At 71.2% G+C, this 19,751-nt stretch carries 13 protein-coding genes and 1 rRNA gene; 2 read left to right on the forward strand and 12 right to left on the reverse strand.

Annotated features, from left to right (window positions below):
• The 10 genes from ACWDBB_RS26610 to eccD form a co-directional block, all read right to left on the reverse strand.
• Window positions 1-93: ribosomal RNA gene (locus tag ACWDBB_RS26610) — 16S ribosomal RNA — on the reverse strand; the annotation flags it as partial.
• Window positions 94-569: 476 nt separating this feature from the next.
• Window positions 570-2,255, reverse strand: coding sequence for a ribonuclease J (locus tag ACWDBB_RS26615; RefSeq protein ID WP_449792007.1), 1,686 nt, complete (start codon window positions 2,253-2,255; stop codon window positions 570-572).
• 170 nt (window positions 2,256-2,425) lie between these two features.
• Complete coding sequence (gene dapA / locus ACWDBB_RS26620; protein ID WP_392884251.1) at window positions 2,426-3,325, reverse strand: 4-hydroxy-tetrahydrodipicolinate synthase; 900 nt, start codon at window positions 3,323-3,325, stop codon at window positions 2,426-2,428.
• Between the two features lie 215 nt (window positions 3,326-3,540).
• Complete coding sequence (gene thyX, locus ACWDBB_RS26625) at window positions 3,541-4,272, reverse strand: FAD-dependent thymidylate synthase (RefSeq protein WP_449792008.1); 732 nt, start codon at window positions 4,270-4,272, stop codon at window positions 3,541-3,543.
• Window positions 4,269-4,727, reverse strand: a complete 459-nt coding sequence (locus ACWDBB_RS26630) for a hypothetical protein (protein ID WP_449792009.1) — start codon at window positions 4,725-4,727, stop codon at window positions 4,269-4,271. The genes thyX and ACWDBB_RS26630 overlap by 4 nt, the downstream gene beginning before the upstream one ends.
• A gap of 25 nt (window positions 4,728-4,752) precedes the next feature.
• Entirely contained in the window at window positions 4,753-5,499 is a 747-nt protein-coding gene (gene dapB, locus ACWDBB_RS26635; RefSeq protein ID WP_449792010.1) for a 4-hydroxy-tetrahydrodipicolinate reductase, read from the reverse strand.
• Between the two features lie 32 nt (window positions 5,500-5,531).
• Entirely contained in the window at window positions 5,532-6,884 is a 1,353-nt protein-coding gene (locus ACWDBB_RS26640) for a M16 family metallopeptidase (protein ID WP_449792011.1), read from the reverse strand.
• A gap of 119 nt (window positions 6,885-7,003) precedes the next feature.
• A complete protein-coding gene (locus tag ACWDBB_RS26645) occupies window positions 7,004-9,211 on the reverse strand; it encodes a polyribonucleotide nucleotidyltransferase (protein WP_224277444.1) in 2,208 nt (735 codons plus the stop codon).
• A gap of 454 nt (window positions 9,212-9,665) precedes the next feature.
• Window positions 9,666-9,956, reverse strand: a complete 291-nt coding sequence (rpsO, locus tag ACWDBB_RS26650; RefSeq protein WP_209416808.1) for a 30S ribosomal protein S15 — start codon at window positions 9,954-9,956, stop codon at window positions 9,666-9,668.
• Window positions 9,957-10,158: 202 nt separating this feature from the next.
• The gene (gene eccD, locus ACWDBB_RS26655) at window positions 10,159-11,616 is read right to left on the reverse strand and encodes a type VII secretion integral membrane protein EccD (RefSeq protein ID WP_392884241.1); all 1,458 of its coding nucleotides are present in this window, start codon (window positions 11,614-11,616) and stop codon (window positions 10,159-10,161) included.
• A gap of 359 nt (window positions 11,617-11,975) precedes the next feature.
• Between eccD and eccCa the strand changes: the two genes are divergently transcribed.
• Complete coding sequence (gene eccCa / locus ACWDBB_RS26660) at window positions 11,976-15,920, forward strand: type VII secretion protein EccCa (protein ID WP_449792012.1); 3,945 nt, start codon at window positions 11,976-11,978, stop codon at window positions 15,918-15,920.
• Window positions 15,921-16,390: 470 nt separating this feature from the next.
• Window positions 16,391-17,794 (forward strand): APC family permease, encoded by a 1,404-nt coding sequence (locus ACWDBB_RS26665; protein ID WP_449792013.1) that lies wholly within the window; start codon window positions 16,391-16,393, stop codon window positions 17,792-17,794.
• A gap of 66 nt (window positions 17,795-17,860) precedes the next feature.
• Here the strand turns inward: ACWDBB_RS26665 and ACWDBB_RS26670 are convergent, their stop codons facing one another.
• Complete coding sequence (locus tag ACWDBB_RS26670) at window positions 17,861-19,126, reverse strand: hypothetical protein (RefSeq protein ID WP_449792014.1); 1,266 nt, start codon at window positions 19,124-19,126, stop codon at window positions 17,861-17,863.
• Window positions 19,127-19,209: 83 nt separating this feature from the next.
• Window positions 19,210-19,749 carry a SigE family RNA polymerase sigma factor gene (locus tag ACWDBB_RS26675; RefSeq protein WP_392921585.1) on the reverse strand — a complete coding sequence of 180 codons (540 nt, stop codon included), beginning with the start codon at window positions 19,747-19,749 and terminating at the stop codon, window positions 19,210-19,212.
• Between the last annotated feature and the right edge of the window lie 2 nt (window positions 19,750-19,751).

The following is a 19,751-nucleotide window of genomic DNA, read 5'->3' on the forward strand; positions in this document are numbered from 1 at the left end:
ACTGATCCACCCCGAAGGGCTTCACCGTTCGACTTGCATGTGTTAAGCACGCCGCCAGCGTTCGTCCTGAGCCAGGATCAAACTCTCCGTGAATGTTTACCCGTGATCGGGTCGACACCCGCGTTGAGCGGCACGGCAACCACCGGAATAGGGCGGCCCCGCGCACTGCGTCCTCGCTAGTGTTATTTCAAAAGGAATCTCCAACCCCAGGAAACCTGAGGCCGGGGATGTCAACATATCTGGCGTTGACTTTTGGCACGCTGTTGAGTTCTCAAGGAACGGATGCTTCCTTCGGACCGCCTTCCAGCGGGCCCTCCGGGCTTCATTCTTTCGTGTTTCCAGCTTATCAGATGTTTTCCGCTCCGTTTTCCGGAGTTTCATTCATCCGATTCGCTTTCGCCTTTCGGCGCTCCCGAACTCTACCAGAGTCACTCGGTCCGTTTTCCCCGGTCGTTCTCGAATTCAGATTCGAGCCCGTTTCCGAGGGGCCGTCCCGTGGGGCAACCCGGAGAACATTACGCACCGGGTCGCCCCACGTCAAACCGGCCTCAGCCGGTGTTGAGCGAGCGTCAGACCTCGACCACGACCGGCAGGATCATCGGCCGGCGGCGGTAGTTGTCCGCGACCCACTTGCCGATGGTCCGGCGGACCAGCTGCTGCACCTGACGGGGCTCCAGCACGCCGTCGCTCGCCGAGCGGTCCAGCGCCTCCTGGAGCTTGGCGACCACCGGGACGAACGCGTTGTCGTCGATGCCGGAGCCGCGGGCCTGGATGGTCGGACCACCGACGATCTTGCCGTTGGTCGAGTCGACCGCGACGAAGACCGAGATGAAGCCCTCCTCGCCGAGGATCTTGCGGTCCTTGAGCGAGGCCTCGCTGATGTCGCCGACCGAGGAGCCGTCCACGTAGACGTACCCGGCCTGCACCTTGCCGGCGATCCGGGCGACGCCGCCCTCCAGGTCGACGCAGACGCCGTCCTCGGCGATGACCACCCGGTTGCGCGGCACCCCGGTGGCGATGCCGAGCTCGGCGGCCGCGCGCAGGTGGCGCCACTCGCCGTGGACCGGCATCAGGTTGCGCGGCTTGCAGATGTTGAAGAAGTACAGCAGCTCGCCTGCCGAGGCGTGGCCGGAGACGTGCACCTTGGCGTTGCCCTTGTGCACGACCTTGGCGCCCCAGCGGGTCAGGCCGTTGATCACCCGGTAGACGGCGTTCTCGTTGCCCGGGATGAGCGAGGAGGCCAGGACGACGGTGTCGCCCTCGACGATGCGGATCTGGTGGTCGCGGTTGGCCATCCGGGACAGCGCGGCCATCGGCTCGCCCTGCGAGCCGGTGCAGATCAGCACGACCTCCTTGTCCGGCAGGTCGTCCAGTTGCTTGACGTCCACGACCATGTTGCCGGGGACCTTCAGGTAGCCGAGGTCGCGGGCGATGCCCATGTTGCGGACCATCGAGCGGCCGACGAAGGCGACCTTGCGCTTGTACTCGTGGGCGGCGTCCAGGACCTGCTGGATGCGGTGCACGTGGCTCGCGAAGGAGGCCACGATGATGCGCTTCTCGGCGTTCGCGAAGACGTTCCGCAGCGCCGCCGAGATGTCCCGCTCGTGCGGGATGAAGCCGGGGACCTCGGCGTTGGTGGAGTCCACCAGCAGGAGGTCCATGCCCTCCTCCGCCAGCTTGGCGAAGGTCGGCAGGTCGGTCAGGCGGCCGTCCAGCGGCAGCTGGTCCATCTTGAAGTCGCCGGTGGCCACGACCATGCCGGCAGGGGTCCGGACCGCCACCGCCAGGGCGTCCGGGATGGAGTGGTTGACCGCGATGAACTCGCAGTCGAAGGGGCCGATGCGCTCGCGCTGCCCCTCCTTGACCTCCAGCACGTACGGCCGGATGCGGTGCTCGGCGAGCTTGGCCTCGATCAGCGCGAGGGTCAGCTTGGAGCCGATCAGCGGGATGTCCGGGTTCTCCCGCAGGAGGAAGGGGACGGCGCCGATGTGGTCCTCGTGCCCGTGGGTGAGGACGATGCCGTCGATCTTGTCGAGGCGGTCCCGGATGTAGCTGAAGTCCGGCAGGATCAGGTCCACGCCGGGCTGCTCGTCCTCGGGGAAGAGGACGCCGCAGTCGATGATCAGGATGCGGTCGCCGTACTCCAGGACCGTCATGTTGCGGCCGATCTCGCCGAGGCCGCCGAGCGGAGTGATGCGGAGGGCGCCCTCCTTCAGGGCCGGGGGCGCGCCGAGCTCGGGGTGCGGGTGGCTCAAAAGACTCTCCTCACGACGCACGCCATATGCCCGGGGTCCTCCCCCTGGAGACATATGGCGTGCGTTCTCAGTGTCGTTTTCCTACTGGGTCTGTGCTCTCGCGCCTTCGGTCCGGTCCAGCGGCGGACCCGGGGAGGTCCGGCGAGCCGGGGCGCGCACGTCCGTGTCTGTTAGAGGTGTACCCCGCCGGCGGCGAGATCCTGCTTCAATCGCTCGATCTCCTCGGGCGTCGCGCCGACCAGCGGCAGCCGCAGCGGGCCCGCCGGCCGGCCCTGGAGTTCCAGCGCGGCCTTGGCGAGGATGACGCCCTGGGTGCGGAACATACCGCTGAACACCGGCAGCAGGCGCTGGTGGATGCTGGTGGCCTTGACCACATCGCCCGCCAGGAAGGCCTCGACCATCGCCCGCAGGTCCCCGGCCACCACGTGCCCGACCACACTGACCACGCCGACGGCTCCGACGGACAGCAGCGGCAGGTTGAGGATGTCGTCGCCGGAGTACCAGGCGAGGTCGGCGCGGGCGATCGCCCAGGCCGCGGCGCCGAGGTCGCCCTTGGCGTCCTTGTTGGCGACGATCCGCGGGTGCGCGCCGAGGCGGACCAGCGTCTCGTGGCTCAGCGCGACCCCGCTGCGGCCCGGGATGTCGTACAGCATGACGGGCAGCCCGGTCGCGTCGGCGACGGCGACGTTGTGCCGGTACAGGCCCTCCTGCGGGGGCTTGTTGTAGTACGGCGTGACGACCAGCAGGCCGTGGGCCCCGGCCGCCTCCGCCTGGCGGGCCAGCTCGATGCTGTGGTGGGTGTCGTTGGTGCCGACGCCGGCCACCACGTGGGCGCGGTCCCCGACCGCCTCGACCACGGCGCGGACCAGCTGGGCCTTCTCGGCGTCGCTGGTGGTCGGGGACTCACCGGTGGTGCCGTTGACGACGAGGCCGTCGTTGCCGGAGTCCACGAGGTGCGTGGCGAGGCGCTGGGCGCCGTCGAGGTCGAGCGCGCCGTCGGCGGTGAACGGGGTGACCATCGCGGTCAGCACCCGGCCGAACGGCGTCTGGGGGGTGGAGGTCGGAGCCATGCGTCCAAAGCTACTCGTAGGCGGTGGGGCGGTACCCATGCCGGTCCGGTGTTCGGACAGGTGCGGCGCATTCGTGGCGCGGACGTGGGATTCCGGTGCTGCCCGCTCGGGGGTTCGGACAGCACCGGAATCCGTGTTCACGAATGTAGGGAGCGGCTAGAAAAGCCGCAATCCAGACATGCCAGACACTCTGCCCGTATGCCTGTCGTCCCAGGTCAGGGGGCGACTCGGCCGTGCTTCTCGAAGGCCGCATGGGTGAGCGGCATGAGCCGGGCCCACTGCTCCTCCATCTGCTCCGCGACCATCTCGATCTCGCGCTGCGGGAAGGACGGCACCGCCGAGTTCTCCCGCCGGGTGCGCAGCGACAGGAAGTGCATCAGCGAACGCGAGTTGCAGGTCGCGTACATCGAGGAGAACAGGCCCACCGGCAGCACCGCGCGGGCCACCTCGCGGGCCACGCCGGCGGCCAGCATCTCCTGGTACCGGGCGTAGGACTCGAGGTACGCGGCCTCCATCGCCTCGGTGGTGGTCCGGTGCTGCTCGGGCGTGCCCTCGTGGAACTCGTACTTGCCGGGGCGGCCCTGCTGGACCAGCTTGCGCTCCTCGCCCGGGACGTAGAAGACCGGCTGGAGCTCGCGGTAGCGGCCGGACTCCTCGTTGTACGACCAGCCGCTGCGGTGCCGGTGGAACTCCCGGAACACGAAGATCGGCGCGCTGATGAAGAAGGTCATCGAGTTGTGCTCGAACGGCGTGCCGTGCCGGTCGCGCATCAGGAAGTTGATCAGGCCCTTGGACTTCTCCGGGTCCTGCTCGAGGGCCTCCAGGGACTGCTCGCCCGCGGTCGAGACCCGGGCCGCCCAGATGACGTCCGAGTCGGCGGCGGCGCTGCGGACCAGCTCCACCGTCACGTCGCTGCGGAAGCTGGGGGCCGTCGGTTCGTCGCTCACGCGTTACTCCTTGCGGGTTCGGTGCTGTGCAGCTTGATGGCGTGCTGCATGGTCTTGCGGGCGCGCGGGGTGTCGCCGGCGTCGGCGTAGGCCACGGCGAGGCGGAACCAGACCCGCCAGTCGCCCGGCGCGTCCTGTGCCTCGGCCTGGCGGCGGGCGAACACCGCGTCGGCCGAGGCCCGGTCGATCCGCCCGCCCTTGCTGCGCTCCAGCTCGTCCACCGGAAGGCCGCCCTCGGCCTCCAGCTCGCGGGCCAGCCTCTCGCTGTCCCGACCGAAGCGGACGGTCTGGCGCAGGAACCAGACGCCGATCACCGGGATCACGAAGGCGCAGATCCCGATGCCGATGCCGAGTGGCTTGCCGGTCGCGATCAGCTGGACGCCCTCGCCCACGCAGACCAGGGCGACCAGCAGCAGCACGCCGGACAGGACGAAGAAACCGGTACGAGAGGTCATGACGCCCTCCTGGAGGTCGACACTGTCACAGGTCCAGGAAGTGTTCGAGGCCGAAGGTCAGCCCCGGCGTCCCGACGACCCTGCGCACGCCCAGCAGGATGCCCGGCATGAAGCTGCTGTGGTGCAGCGAGTCGTGCCGGATGGTGAGCGTCTCGCCGGTGTCGCCGAACATCACCTGCTGGTGGGCGAGCAGGCCGCGCAGCCGCACCGCGTGCACCGGCACCCCGTCCACGTCGGCGCCGCGCGCGCCGGGCAGGCTGTGGGTGGTCGGGTCCTGCTGCGGCGGGCGGCCGGCCTCGGCCCTGGCGGCGGCGATCAGCTGGGCGGTGCGGGTGGCGGTGCCGCTGGGGGCGTCGGCCTTGCGGTCGTGGTGCAGCTCGACCACCTCGACCGACTCGAAGTACCGGGCGGCGACCTGCGAGAACTTCATGCCGAGGATGGCGCCGATGGAGAAGTTCGGGGCGATCAGCAGGCCGAGCTCCGGCGCCTGGTCCAACCAGCCGCGGACGGTGGCGAGCCGCTCGTCCGTCCAGCCGGTGGTGCCGGTGACCACGTGGATGCCGTGGTGCAGGCAGTGGTCCAGGTTCCCCATCACCGAGTCCGGGTGGGTCAGCTCGACGGCCACCTGGGCGCCCGCCTCGGTCAGCTCCTCCAGCTTGGAGCCGCGGCCGAGGGCGGCCACCAGCTCCAGGTCCGGCGCGGCCTCCACGGCCTTGACCGCCTCGGAGCCGATCCGTCCCTTGGCGCCGATCACGGCGACACGCAGCGTCATAGCAAAATTCCTCTCACCCGGAAATCGGCGGATCAGACCAGCAGATCGGCGAGCTTGGCGGCCCGCTTGTCGTTGACCGGGCCGATCAGGGCGAGCGACGGCCGGTACGCGCCCAGCACATCACGGGCCACCGCGTGGACGTCCTCCAGGGTCACCGACGCGATCCGCTCCAGCATGTCGTCCACCGACAGGTGGTGCCCGTAGCTGAGCTCGGCCTTGCCGATCCGGTTCATCAGCGAGCCGCTGTCCTCCATGCCGAGCACGGTGGAGCCGGAGATCTGGCCGATCGCCCGGCTCAGCTCCTCCTCGGTGATGCCCTCCTCGACCACCTTGGCCAGCTCGGCGCGGCAGATCCGCAGCACCTCCTCGACCCGCTTGGGCTGGCAGCCGGCGTAGATGCCGAACAGGCCGCTGTCCGCGTAGGACGAGGAGTACGAGTAGACCGAGTAGGCCAGGCCCCGCTTCTCGCGGACCTCCTGGAACAGCCGGGAGCTCATCCCGCCGCCGAGGGCCGCGTTGAGCACGCCCATCGCCCAGCGGCGCTCGTCGTGCCGCGGCACCCCGGGCACGCCCAGCACCAGGTGGGCCTGCTCGGTGGAGCGGTTGAGCACCTCGACCTTGCCGGCCGTGCGCAGCGCCTTGTGGCCGCGGCGGGCCTCGGCGGGGGCCGCCGTGGAGGCCGCCAGCACCGGCGCGAAGGCCTGCTCGACCTGCTTGACCACCTTGCGGTGGTCGAGGTTGCCGGCCGCGGCGACGACCAGGTTCTCGGGCCGGTAGCGGCGGCGGTAGAAGCCGGCGATCTGGTCCCGGGTGAGCGTCCTGATGGTCTCCTGGGTGCCGAGGATCGGGCGGCCGAGCGGGCCGCTGCCGAAGATCACCTTGGCGAACAGGTCGTGCACCACGTCGCCCGGGTCGTCCTCGGCCATCGCCATCTCCTCCAGGATGACGCCTCGCTCGGACTCCACGTCCTCGGGCCGGATCAGCGAGCCGGTGACCATGTCGCAGACCACGTCGACGGCCAGCGGCAGGTCGGTGTCCAGGACCCGGGCGTAGTAGCAGGTGTTCTCCTTCGCGGTGAAGGCGTTCATCTCGCCGCCGACCGCGTCCAGGGCCGCCGAGATGTCCAGCGCGCTGCGCCGCTCGGTGCCCTTGAAGAGCAGGTGCTCCAGGTAGTGGGTCGCGCCGTTGAGCTGCGGGGTCTCGTCCCGCGAGCCGACGCCGACCCAGATGCCGAAGGTCGCGGAGCGCACCGTCGGCAGGGTCTCGGTGACGACCCGAAGGCCGCCGGGGAGGACGGTGCGGCGCACCGTGCCGGCGCCGTCGACGCCCTTGAGCAGGGTCCGGGTGGTGCCGGGACGCTGCGTTACCGCCGGGGCCTGCGCCACGGGGGGTACCTCCAGAGGAAACGCACGTGCGGGTGGGCACGTACGGACGAACGCGTGGACAACGGGGTGCGGCCCGCACGCCGGGAGGCGTACGGGCCGCGGGGTCAGCTAGCGGCGCTTCACTCGGAAGCGGCCTCGCCGCCCTCCTCGCCCTCGATGACCGGGATCAGGGAGAGCTTGCCGCGCGGGTCGATCTCGGCGATCTCGACCTGCACCTTGGCGCCGACGCCGAGGACGTCCTCGACGTTCTCGACGCGCTTGCCGCCGGCCAGCTTGCGGATCTGCGAGATGTGCAGCAGGCCGTCCTTGCCCGGCATCAGCGACACGAACGCGCCGAACGTCGTGGTCTTGACCACGGTGCCCAGGTAGCGCTCGCCGACCTCCGGCATGGTCGGGTTGGCGATCTGGTTGATCGTGGTGCGGGCGGCCTCGGCGGCCGGGCCGTCGGCGGCACCGATGTAGATGGTGCCGTCGTCCTCGATCGTGATCTCGGCGCCGGTGTCCTCCTGGATCTGGTTGATCATCTTGCCCTTGGGGCCGATGACCTCACCGATCTTGTCCACCGGGATCTTGATGGTGATGATGCGCGGCGCGTTCGGGGACATCTCGTCGGGCGAGTCGATGGCCTCGTTCATCACGTCGAGGATGTGCAGGCGGGCGTCCTTGGCCTGCTTCAGCGCGGCGGCGAGCACCGACGCCGGGATGCCGTTCAGCTTGGTGTCCAGCTGGAGGGCGGTGATGAAGTTGCGGGTACCGGCGACCTTGAAGTCCATGTCGCCGTACGCGTCCTCGGCGCCGAGGATGTCGGTCAGCGTGACGTAGTGGGTCTCGCCGTCGATCTCCTGGGAGATCAGGCCCATGGCGATGCCGGCGACGGCGGCCTTCAGCGGCACACCGGCGTTCAGCAGCGACATGGTCGAGGCGCAGACCGAGCCCATCGAGGTGGAGCCGTTGGAGCCGAGCGCCTCGGAGACCTGGCGGATGGCGTACGGGAACTCCTCGCGGGTCGGCAGCACCGGCAGCAGGGCGCGCTCGGCCAGCGCGCCGTGGCCGATCTCGCGGCGCTTGGGCGAGCCCACGCGGCCGGTCTCACCGACGGAGTACGGCGGGAAGTTGTAGTTGTGCATGTAGCGGCGACGCGTCTCCGGGGAGAGCGTGTCCAGCTGCTGCTCCATCCGGAGCATGTTCAGCGTGGTGACGCCCAGGATCTGGGTCTCGCCGCGCTCGAACAGGGCGGAGCCGTGCACCCGCGGGATGGCCTCGACCTCGGCGGCCAGGGTGCGGATGTCGGTGACGCCGCGGCCGTCGATGCGGACCTTGTCCTTGATGACGCGCTCGCGGACGATCTTCTTGGTCAGCGCGTTGTAGGCGGCGCTGATCTCCTTCTCGCGGCCCTCGAACTCGGGCAGCAGCTTCTCGGCGGCCAGCGCCTTGACGCGGTCCAGCTCGTTGTTGCGCTCCTGCTTGCCCGGGATGGTCAGGGCCTGGGCGAGCTCGTCCTTGACGGCGGCGGTCAGCGCGGCGAGGACGTCGTCCTGGTAGTCCAGGAAGACCGGGAACTCGCCGGTCGGCTTGGCGGCCTGGGCGGCCAGCTGCGACTGCGCGGCGCACAGGACCTTGATGAACGGCTTCGCGGCCTCCAGGCCGGAGGCGACGATCTCCTCGGTCGGCGCGTCGGCGCCGCCCTCGACCAGCTTGATGGTCTTGTCGGTGGCCTCGGCCTCGACCATCATGATCGCGACGTCGCCGTCCGGCAGGACGCGACCGGCGACGACCATGTCGAAGACGGCCGACTCCAGCTCGCTGTGGGTCGGGAAGGCGACCCACTGGCCGTTGATCAGCGCGACGCGCACGCCGCCGATCGGGCCGGAGAACGGCAGGCCCGCCAGCTGGGTGGAGGCGGAGGCGGCGTTGATCGCGACCACGTCGTACAGGTGGTCGGGGTTGAGCGCCATCACGGTGACGACGACCTGGACCTCGTTGCGCAGGCCCTTGACGAAGGACGGGCGCAGCGGGCGGTCGATCAGGCGGCAGGTGAGGATCGCGTCCTCGGAGGGCCGGCCCTCGCGACGGAAGAACGAGCCGGGGATGCGGCCGGCGGCGTACATCCGCTCCTCGACGTCCACCGTCAGCGGGAAGAAGTCGAAGTGCTCCTTCGGCTGCTTGGACGCGCTGGTGGCCGACAGCACCATGGTGTCGTCGTCCAGGTAGGCCACGGCGGAACCGGCGGCCTGACGGGCCAGACGGCCGGTCTCGAAGCGGATGGTACGGGTGCCGAAGGAACCGTTGTCGATCACGGCTTCGGCGTAGAACACGTTCTCTTCCACCTGGAAGATCTCCTCTTTCGTACGTCTCCGGGAGAGCGTCCCCGCGCACTGCCTGCGGTGGGCCCCGGGCCCTCGTCAGGGAGGGCGGCAGTCGGGCCGGTCTTCGATCGAAGCCTCCGGAGTGCCCCGCTCGGTCTGCGGGGGTTCCGACGGCCACTACCGAGGACCGGCGCCTCACGGCTGCCGGGCCGGGACGGGCGGTCCGCGTCTGGACGCTCTCTCGGATGCGGGCGGCTTCCGTTTGAAGCCTTCGTCCCGCGGGGGGTTCGGGTCCTTCTGCCCGGGTGGCGCGCTGGTGCGCCATCACCCGGCATGCCCACAACCCTACGGTGCAATCCTCGGCCACCTGGGGAGGTGCGCGCGAGTTGTTATCTCAGGGTGCCGCGGCCGGACAGCCGTGGCATACGCGCGAGGGGCGGCCCCCCGGTGTGGGGAGCCGCCCCGTGCGGCGGTCTTAGCGGGCGCCGCCGGCGGCACCGCGGCGGATGCCCAGGCGGTCGACGAGCGTACGGAAGCGCTCGATGTCCTTCTTGGCCAGGTACTGGAGCAGGCGGCGACGCTGGCCGACCAGGATCAGCAGGCCACGACGCGAGTGGTGGTCGTGCTTGTGCGACTTCAGGTGCTCGGTCAGGTCCGAGATGCGGCGGGAGAGCATGGCCACCTGGACCTCGGGGGAGCCGGTGTCGCCCTCCTTCTGGCCGAACTCGGCGATGATCTGCTTCTTGACGTCAGAGGCGAGAGCCACTGCAACTCCTTCGGGGTCTACCGAGCGGTCCTGGTCGACAACACAGGACTCATCGAGAACTCGGTGTCGTGAGCGCGACCGGCGCTCTGCCGCCCACGGATGGGCTGCGGACACATGGCTGCGCTCGGTGGCCAAGCGTACCAGTGCCGCCCACCCGGCCGTCCGGCGGGTGGCACGGGACAGCACGGGTGGGCGGCGCGGGTCAGCTGGTGGCGCCGCGGACCAGCCGGTAGACGTCCAGGACGGCGAGCGCCAGCGGGACGAGCGAGATCAGGGTGAGGCTGTCCACCAGGTCCAGGATGCGCCCCCAGAACGGGGAGACCCCGAGCCGCGGCACCACCAGGGCGATCGCGGTGAGCAGCGCGGCGCCGAAGGCGATGGAGGCGGTCAGCCAGATCGTGCGCAGGTCGAGCTCGGTGGTGGAGCCGGCCACCCGCAGGAAGAACTGCGGGGTGTGCAGGGACAGCCCGACGATCAGCAGGCTCAGGCCGAGCAGGCCGGCCACCGTGAGGCTGAGCACCTGCGCGGTGTAGCGGAACAGTCGGGCGCGCAGCATGGTGGTCAGGCCCAGGGCGAGCGCGAGCAGCTCGGGGAAGGTCTCGTCGGTGAAGCCGAGGACGGCGCAGGCGCCGACCACGACCGCGGCGCAGCCGCCGACCAGGCCGACCAGCACCTCGTGGCCGCGGCGGGCCTGGTGCGCGATCCGCTCGTACTGGACGGCCTCGGCGCGCTCGGCCTCCTCGTCGTAGTCGCGGCTGCGGGTGCGGGTCTGGCCGGGGGCGCTGAAGCCGACCGGCAGCCGGGCGAAGCGGGCGGAGAGGCTGGGCAGGAAGCCGACCACGGCGACGGCGGCGACGCCGGTGACGGCGGCGATGTGCCCGGCCGGGGTCTGCGGCAGCAGGACGGCGGCGAAAGTGGCGAGCGCGCCGGCGGTGGAGACCAGGGCGGCGGCGACGAACACCGCGTCCTTCTCCGGCAGCAGGCCGGCCAGCAGGACGGAGACCACCAGCGCGGCGACGCAGCCGGCCAGGAACTGGAGCCGGCCGGGGCCCTCCCACGGGTGGGCGACGGCGATCAGTCCGCTGCCGCCGATCATGGCGTGCGGCAGCGCGCCGAGGCCGAGCGCGACGGCCGCGTGGGCGTCCTGGTAGACCCGGGCGCGCACCCCGGCGAGCGCGGTGAGCACGACGGCGGTGACGCCGGCCAGGACGCCGGGCAGGCCGTGCATATCGTGGCGCAGGTCGGAGAACCAGAGCGCGAAGCCGAGCAGGGTGAGCAGCACCCCGGCGCCGATCAGGCCGAAGCCGCGCATCAGCTCGGCGGTCCAGAACCGGCGGTCGGCCTCGACGGCGCTGGCGATCGCGTCGGCGACGTCGTCGTAGACGGCCGGCGGGAGCGACTCGGCGAAGGGGCGCAGCGCCAGCAGGTCGCCGTCGCGGACCTGCTGGGCGGCCAGCGGCAGTCCGCTGTCGAGCACCGTGCCGTCGCGGCGGACCAGGTGGAAGCCGGTGGGGGTGCCGTCGGGCTGGCTCTGGTTGGCCAGGCGCAGCACCTCGGGGTAGACGTCAGCGAGCGGGACGTCCTCGGGCAGGGCGACGTCGATCCGGCGGTCCGGGGCGACGACGGTCACGCGGCAGTAGCCGGTTGTGGCGGCACTCATGCGCCCACCTCGCTGCGCTCGCCGATGCGGGCGCCCACCTCGATCCTTCGACGCACTTGGCGCTCCCCCTTGTTGACGGTGCCGAGGCCCGGCGGCGCTCGGTGTTGCTGCGGAACCGGCCCGACCGGGCCGCGAGTTGGCGCGGCGTTACCCTACCCGTTCGGTTCGTGTCCGCTGCCGGTGCGTACCCGGGCGCTGGCGGGCGGTGCGGGGGCGACCGTTAGGATCGGCGCCTGCGCAAGGTACGGGGGCTGCGCTGGGTGGGGCGTCCTCAGCCACCGGATTCCCGTACGGACCGTACGCAATCGCGTGAGGGCTGATGCCGAAGTGATCGATCGACGCCGCGGGGTGGATGACACATGGGTGTGATCACGGTCAAGCGACCGGCGAGGGCGTATCCGCCGACCGTGCCGGACGAACCGGTGGAGCTGGTGAGCCCGCCCGAACTGCCCAGGCAGGGCGGCGAGGACTGGCTGATGAGCATCCTGCCGATGCTGGGCATGGGCGGCTCGGCGGTCTTCTTCTTCTCGCCCGGGGCCGCGGCCCCGATGAAGATCATGGGCGGTCTGATGATCGCCTCGACGCTCGGCATGGTGCTGGCGCAGATCGTCCGGGCCCGCAAGGGCGGTTCGACCGCGATGGCGGACGAGCGGCGCGACTACCTGAAGTACCTCCAGCAGACCCGCCGCCAGGTGCGCCGCACTGCGGAGCGCCAGCGCGGCGCGCTGCTGTTCCTGAACCCGGCGCCGGACCAGCTCTGGTCGATCGTCGAGGACGGCCGGCGGCTGTGGGAACGGCGCATCGGGGACGGCGACTTCGCGCAGATCCGGGTGGGCCTCGGGCCGGTGCAGCTGTCCACCCCGCTGGTGGCGCCGCAGACCGCGCCGATGGACGAGCTGGAGCCGCTGTCGGCGGCCGCGATGCACTCCTTCCTGAAGGCCCACGGCACCCTCCAGGACCTGCCGTTGGCGGTCTCGCTGCGGGCCTTCTACCACATCACGGTGTGCGGGGACCCGGACTCGGTGTACGGGAACGTGCGCGCGATGATCGCCCAGCTGACCACCCTGCACTCGCCGGACGACCTGATGGTGGCGGTCGCGGCCGCGCCCGGTGCGGCCGAGGAGTGGGAGTGGACCAAGTGGCTCCCGCACAACCAGCACCGCAAGGAGGCCGACGGCGCGGGCTCGCGCCGGCTCTTCGCGAACGACCTGGGTGACCTGGAGTACCTGCTCCAGGACGAGCTGGCCGGCCGCCAGCGCTTCGTGCGGGAGGTGGCACCGCCCGCCGACCAGCCGCACCTGGTGGTCGTCATGGACGGCGCCGGGGTGCCGCACGACTCGCTGCTGGCGAGCCCGGAGGGCGTGCAGGGCGTGACGGTCATCGAGGTGGTGCCGGGCGAGGTCGACGAGCCCAGCGGGCACCTGATGGTCACGGTCGGCGCCGAGGAGCTGGTGCTGCGCTCGGCCTCCGGCGCGACGTACACCGGCAAGCCGGACCTGCTCTCGGTGTGGCAGTCCGAGGCGCTGGCGCGGCAGTTGGCGCCGTACCGGATCTCGGCCGGCGGGGACGACGAGCCGCTGCTGTCCAACCTCGACTTCACCGACATGATGAACTCGGGCGACCCGGGCTCCTTCGACGTCGCCCGCAGCTGGCGTCCGCGCGCCCAGCACGAGCGGATGCGGGTGCCGATCGGCGTCGGCGCCAACGGCGAGCACGTCTACCTGGACATCAAGGAGGCCGCGCTGGAGGGCATGGGCCCGCACGGCCTGTGCGTGGGCGCGACCGGTTCCGGCAAGTCGGAGCTGCTGCGCACGCTGGTGCTGGCGCTGGCGATGACCCACTCCTCGGAGATCCTGAACTTCGTCCTCGCCGACTTCAAGGGCGGTGCGACCTTCTCCGGCATGGCGGACATGCCGCACACCTCCGCGGTGATCACCAACCTCGAGGGCGAGCTCACCCTGGTCGACCGCATGCGCGACGCGATCGAGGGCGAGCTGCACCGCCGCCAGGAGCTGCTGCGCTCGGCGGGCAACTACGCCAACATCCACGAGTACGAGCGGGCCCGGGCGGCCGGCGCGGCGCTGGACCCGCTGCCCTCGCTGGTGCTGATCATCGACGAGTTCTCCGAACTCCTCACCGCCAAGCCCGACTTCATCGAGATGTTCATCCAGATCGGCCGGATCGGCCGTTCGCTGGGCGTGCACCTGCTGCTGGCCTCGCAGCGCCTGGAGGAGGGCAAGCTGCGCGGCCTGGACACCTATCTCTCGTACCGGATCGGTCTGCGCACCTTCTCGGCCGCGGAGTCCCGGGCGGCGATCGGCGTGCCGGACGCCTACCACCTGCCGCCGGTGCCGGGCGTCGGCTACCTCAAGTTCGGCGAGGACGTGATGGACCGGTTCAAGGCCGCCTACGTCTCGGGCCCGTACCGGGCCCCGGGGCAGCAGCGGTCGACCGGCGGGCGCCGGGTCGGCACCCGCCCGGTGGAGTTCACCGCGGCCTTCGTGGAGCTGCCGGACCCGGTGGAGGAGGAGGTCGCGCCGCAGGTCCCGGAGCAGGACGACGCGCTGGTGGACACCGTGCTGGACGTGTTCGTCCAGCGGATGGCCGGGCAGGGCCCGGCCGCGCACCAGGTGTGGCTGCCGCCGCTGGAGGACGCGCCCAGCATGGACCACCTGCTGCCGCCGCTCCAGGTGGTGCCGGAGCGCGGACTGACCGCGCCCGGCTACCCGGCGGGCCGGCTGCGGGTGCCGATCGGCATCGTGGACAAGCCGCGCGAGCAGAAGACGGACATCCTCGAGGTCGACTACGCGGGGGCGGCCGGCCACGGCCTGATCGTCGGCGGTCCGCGGTCCGGCAAGTCGACCGTGGTGCGCACCATGGTCGCCTCGTTCGGCCTCACCCACACCCCGCTGGAGGTGCAGTTCTACCTGCTCGACTTCGGTGCGGGCAGCTTCCAGTCGCTGGCCGGGCTGCCGCACGTCGGCGGGGTGGCCGGGCGCCTGGACGTGGACAAGGTGCGCCGGATGGTCTCCGAGGTGCACGGGGTGCTCAACCGGCGCGAGGAGCTGTTCCGGGTCGCCGGGATCGACACCATCGCCACGTACCGGGCCACCCGGGCGGCCGGCCGGCTGCCGGACGAGGCCTTCGGCGACGTCTTCCTGGTGATCGACGGCTGGAACACCTTCAAGCAGGAGTTCGAGGGCCTGGAGCCGGTGATCGGCGACATCGCCCAGCGCGGTCTCGGCTACGGCGTGCACCTGGTCATCACCGCGGCTCGGTACGCCGAGGTGCGCCCGGCGCTGAAGGATCTGCTGCAGAACCGGACCGAGCTGAAGCTCGGTGACGCGATGGAGTCCGAGGTCGACCGCCGGGTGGCGCAGAACGTCCCGGCGCTGGCCGGGCGCGGCATCACCCCGGAGCGGCTGCACTTCCTGTCCGGCCTGCCGCGGCTGGACGGCTCCTCCTCGGTGGACGACCTGCAGAGCGGCGTGGCCGGGCTGGTCAGCGCGGTGGACGGGGCCTGGACCGGCCCGCGCGCCCCGCAGGTGCGGATGCTGCCGGCCGTGCTGGACGGCGACTCGCTGCCGAAGGGCTTCGAGCACCCGGAGCGCGGCGTCGCCTTCGGCGTGGACGAGGCGGAGCTGGCGCCGGTCTTCGTCAACTTCGAGACCGACCCGCTGTTCATCGTCTTCGGCGACACCGAGTCCGGGAAGTCGGCGGTGCTGCGGATGCTGATCAAGCAGATCACCGAGCGCTACACCCCGGACCAGGCCGGCATCGTGATCGGCGACTACCGGCGCGCGCTGCTCGGCACCGTGCCGCCGGAGTACCTGGTGGAGTACGCGGCCGCGCAGCCCGCCATGGCGGCCATCGTCGACATGCTGCGCGGCGCCTGCGCGCGCCGCCTGCCGGGCCCGGACGTGACCGCCGAGCAGCTGCGCAACCGCAGCTGGTACAGCGGCAAGGACATGTTCGTGATCGTCGACGACTACGAGCTGGTCTCGACGAGCTCGGGCAATCCGCTGGCTCCGCTGGCCGAGTTCCTTCCGTTCGCCCGTGACATCGGCCTGCGGGTGATCGTGGCCCGCAGCGCGGGCGGCGCCGGCCGCTCGCTGTACGAGCCGGTGCTGCAGCGGATGCGCGAGCTCGGCGGCCAGGGCGTGATCCTGTCGGGCAACCGGGACGAGGGCGCGCTGCTGGGGACGGTCAAGCCGCAGGCGCTGCCGCCGGGCCGAGGGGTCTACGTGTCCCGCCGCGCGACGGGCGGGCAGATGATCCAGACGGGCTGGCTGCCGGTGGCGTAGCCGCGCCGGCCGTCACGGACGGTGAGCGAAGGGGCCGGACTCGTGGAGTCCGGCCCCTTCGGCGTCCCAGGTTCCGAAACGTTACCTAGTTCTTTGCGGGCGGGAGCTGCGGTTCCCGCACCCGGCCGGGGAGTTGTCGGGCGTTCCGGGGGGCGCCTGGGCGTACCACCGTCCACCCGGAACACGACCTTTGAATCACGGCACTCCCCGCATTGTTCACCTTCGATTCAATCGCCATGTGGCTTAGGTAACAAGTCGGACAAAGCCCGCAACGACTGAACGTGATCATCGGATCGCATGTTTATGCCGTTCACCGCAACGGATTCCGAAGCAGTTCCGACGTTGACGCAACCAATACGCCGAGGTTCCATTGCGGCCAGGGAGCGACTGGAACCGGACACCGAGCAACCAGCCAGCGGAGGCGATACCGCTCCCCACCCCAGCACCGCACAGAGCCGATCGGAAGCCACATGACCGACACGCTTCGTCCGCCACAGACCGTAGCCGCCTCGGCGGCCGAGGCGGCAGCGCCCCAGCAGCTCAAGCGCTCGATCGGCGTCGTGGGCGGCACCCTGCTCACGCTGTCCTGCGTCACGCCCGCCTCGACGCTCTTCGTGATCGTGCCGGAGCTGTTCTCCAGCATCGGCAGCGCCACGGCGCTGGCGATCGCGATCGGCACCGTGCTCTGCGTCGCGGTCGCGTTCTGCTACTCCGAACTCGGCACCCTGATCCCCAGCGCCGGCGGCGAGTACGCGATGGTCGGCACCCTCGCCGGGCGGCTGATGGGCTGGCTGGTCTTCGTGCTCTCGCTGATCGTGGTGATGATCGTCCCCTCGGTCATCGCCCTGGGCACCGCCGACTACCTCGCCCCCGTCCTGCACCTGGACAAGGCCATGACCGGCGCCGCCGTGATGCTGGCCGCCACCCTGGCCGGCCTGCTCGACCTGCGCGCCAACGCCTGGATCACCGGCATCTTCCTGGTGCTGGAGGTCATCGCGGCCGGCGTGGTCTCGGTGCTCGGCTTCGCCCACACCAACGGCGACGCCCCCAGCCTGCTGCACGGCGTGGTCGCCGGGGAGGGCGGCGCGACCACCACGGTGAGCGTGGGCGCCATCGTCGGCGCGCTCGGCATCGCCCTGTTCATCACCCAGGGCTTCTCCACCGCGGTCTACCTGTCGGAGGAGCTGGAGAACCCCCGCCGCAACGTCTCGCGCACCGTGCTGTGGACGCTCGGCATCTCCTCGGCCATCATCCTGATCCCGGTCGTCGCCATCACCATGGGCGCCCCCGACCTGCAGACCCTGTCCTCCGGCGACATCTCCGGCATGGTCACCGCCTGGAGCAACTCGGCCGTCGGCACCTTCATCAGCCTCTGCGTCGCGCTGGCCATCATCAACGCCGGCATCGTCATGGTCATCCAGAACTCCCGGGTGCTGTTCGCCTCCGCCCGCGACAAGGCCTGGCCGGAGCCCGTCAACAAGGCCTTCGGCACCCTCGGCCGGTTCGGCTCGCCGTGGATCGCCACCCTGGCCGTCGGCCTGCCCGGCGCCGCGCTCTGCTTCGTCAAGGGAGAGCTGCTGAGCAACATCACCGGCGTCGCCGTCACCGGGATGTACCTGCTGGTCGCGATCGCCGCGCTGCTCTCCCGCCGCGCCCACCACAAGCACGCCTCCGCCTGGCGGATGCCGCTGTGGCCGGCCGTCCCGGTCGTGCTGATCGCCGTCCTGGTCTACGTGATCACCAAGCTGGACACCGAGCCCCTGCTGTGGACCGGCGGCATCACCGCCGCCGCCACCCTCTACTGGCTGTTCTACCTGCGCCCCCGGCAGGACACCCGCTGGGTGATCAGCCTTCCCGAGGACCAGCAGGACTGATCCCCACCCCTCCCCCACACGGCGGTGCCCCGGGCCTCCCCCAGCCCGGGGCACCGCCGTGTTCCGCTACTTCCCGGGCTTCCAGGCCGGGCTGGTGACGATCGTCTTCAGCTCCTCCGCGGTCAGCAGCGGGTCGCCGTTCGAGGCCGTCACGACCAGGACCTCCAGGCCGTCCGGCCTCGTCGCGTCCGCGATCAGCTTGCCCGGCAGGGTGGGGGCGGCCGGGGCGTGGGTGAGGAGCTTCGTCCCGTCGGGCAGGATCTCCGCGTCCTGGTACCACTGCGGTGCCGGCCGGTCGTCGGGGGCCTTGGCCCAGTTCTTCACCAGCACCGACACCGTGCCGGCCCGCCCGGCCCTGGCCAGCTCGAAGGCCGCCCCGGTGTCCTGGCCCTTGCCGCCCGTCACGGTCGCCCCGGACGGCAGCAGCCCGGTCAGGACGGTCTCGTAGTCCGCCGGCGACAGACCCGGGTCGATCGCCTCGGTGTCGACGCCGTCGAACCTGAGGGCCTTGACGACCCGGTCCCAGGACTTGTCCGTGACGACGGCCTTCAGCTGGTCGAGGGTGAGCGGCGGGTTGGGGCGGCTGTCCGGCGCGCCCTTCTCCTCGGGCGCGTTCCACTCGTGCACGGAGACGGACCGGCCGTCCGGGCCGTTCAGCACGGCGAACCACTCCTTGGTGTCGGCCCGGCTGTCCGAGTACTCGTACCCCTGCTGCAGCAGGAGCTTGGAGCCGTCCGGCAGAACGGTGTCGGTGCAGGCGTCGACCCGGACCAGCCTGAGGTCCGGCGGGCAGCCGGGCAGCTGCACCTGACCGGGCCGGTGCTTGCTGATGTCGAGCTGGATCAGCGACTTGCCCTGGCCGTCGTCGAACACCAGGCTCGCCGAGGCGTCGGTGGCCTTCGGCCCGCCCTCGGTGCCGCGCCCCGTGGCCCCGGTGATCTCCCCCTTGGGCAGCAGGGCCCGGAAGGTGGCCAGCACCTCGTCGCCGGAGACCGCGGCCGGGGCCACGGACTGCAGCGCGGTCGGGGTGGTCGCGGCGGCGCTGCTGCCCGCGGTGATGCCGACGGCGGCCGCCGGGGCGGAGGCCGCGCTCACGGTGCCCGCGTCCCCGGCACCCGGGGAGGCCAGGTACACCGTGCCGGTGCCCACCAGGGCCAGCGCGGCCGCGCCGCCCACCACGGCGGCGGCCGAGCGGCGGCGCCAGCGGCGGCGGCCGAGCCGGTAGCCGTCCGCGACCAGGCCCGCCTGCTCGGCCTGCTCGGTGCGGAAGCCTTCGCCCGTACGGGTGAGGGCGTAGAGAAGATCGTCTTCGAACTTGTCCGGTTCGGACATGGGTGCTCACCGTCTCCTTGCGTCTCGGGTTGCGAGAGAAGTTCCTTGCGGCCGGCGGGCGCCGGCCTCAGCGGGCACCGGCCTCAGCGGGCGGCCAGCTCGGCCAGCGAGTCGCCGAGCAGGGCGCGCAGCCTGGCCAGGGCCCGGGTGGTGCGGGTGCGGACGGCGCCGGAGGAGGCCCGCATGGCCTCGGCGGTCTCCTCGACGCTGCGGTCCTCCCAGTAGCGCAGCACCAGGACCGCGCGGTCCTTGGGCGGCATCCGGCCGAGCGCGTCGAGGAGCGTCAGCCGCAGGGCGCTGTCGGCGTCCTGCCCCTCCTGCTCCGGCAGGGCGGCACTGGGGCGCTCGCCGCTGGAGCGGCGGCGCTGCTGGGCCAGGAAGGTGCGCACCATGACGGTGTGGGTGTAGGCCGCCGGGTTGTCGATCCGGCCACGGCCGGTGAAGGCGCTGCGCCGCCACAGCACGTACATCCGGCTGAGGGCCTCCTGTACGAGGTCCTCGGCGTAGTGGGTGTCGCCGCTGGTGAGCAGGCAGGCCGAGCGGTACAGGTGACCGGTCCGGCCGGAGACGAGCTCCAGGAACTCCGCGTCCTTGGCCTCCCGGCCCGACCCGATCCACCCCATGC

Source organism: Kitasatospora sp. NPDC001095, from assembly GCF_053598615.1.

Coding starts and splice junctions, on each gene's coding strand:
- eccD (WP_392884241.1), bottom strand. CDS start 11,616: ATGAGTGCCGCCACAACCGGCTACTGCCGCGTGACCGTCGTCGCCCCG.
- dapB (WP_449792010.1), bottom strand. CDS start 5,499: ATGACGCTGCGTGTCGCCGTGATCGGCGCCAAGGGACGGATCGGCTCC.
- ACWDBB_RS26675 (WP_392921585.1), bottom strand. CDS start 19,749: ATGGGGTGGATCGGGTCGGGCCGGGAGGCCAAGGACGCGGAGTTCCTG.
- dapA (WP_392884251.1), bottom strand. CDS start 3,325: ATGGCTCCGACCTCCACCCCCCAGACGCCGTTCGGCCGGGTGCTGACC.
- eccCa (WP_449792012.1), top strand. CDS start 11,976: ATGGGTGTGATCACGGTCAAGCGACCGGCGAGGGCGTATCCGCCGACC.
- ACWDBB_RS26630 (WP_449792009.1), bottom strand. CDS start 4,727: ATGACCTCTCGTACCGGTTTCTTCGTCCTGTCCGGCGTGCTGCTGCTG.
- ACWDBB_RS26670 (WP_449792014.1), bottom strand. CDS start 19,126: ATGTCCGAACCGGACAAGTTCGAAGACGATCTTCTCTACGCCCTCACC.
- ACWDBB_RS26665 (WP_449792013.1), top strand. CDS start 16,391: ATGACCGACACGCTTCGTCCGCCACAGACCGTAGCCGCCTCGGCGGCC.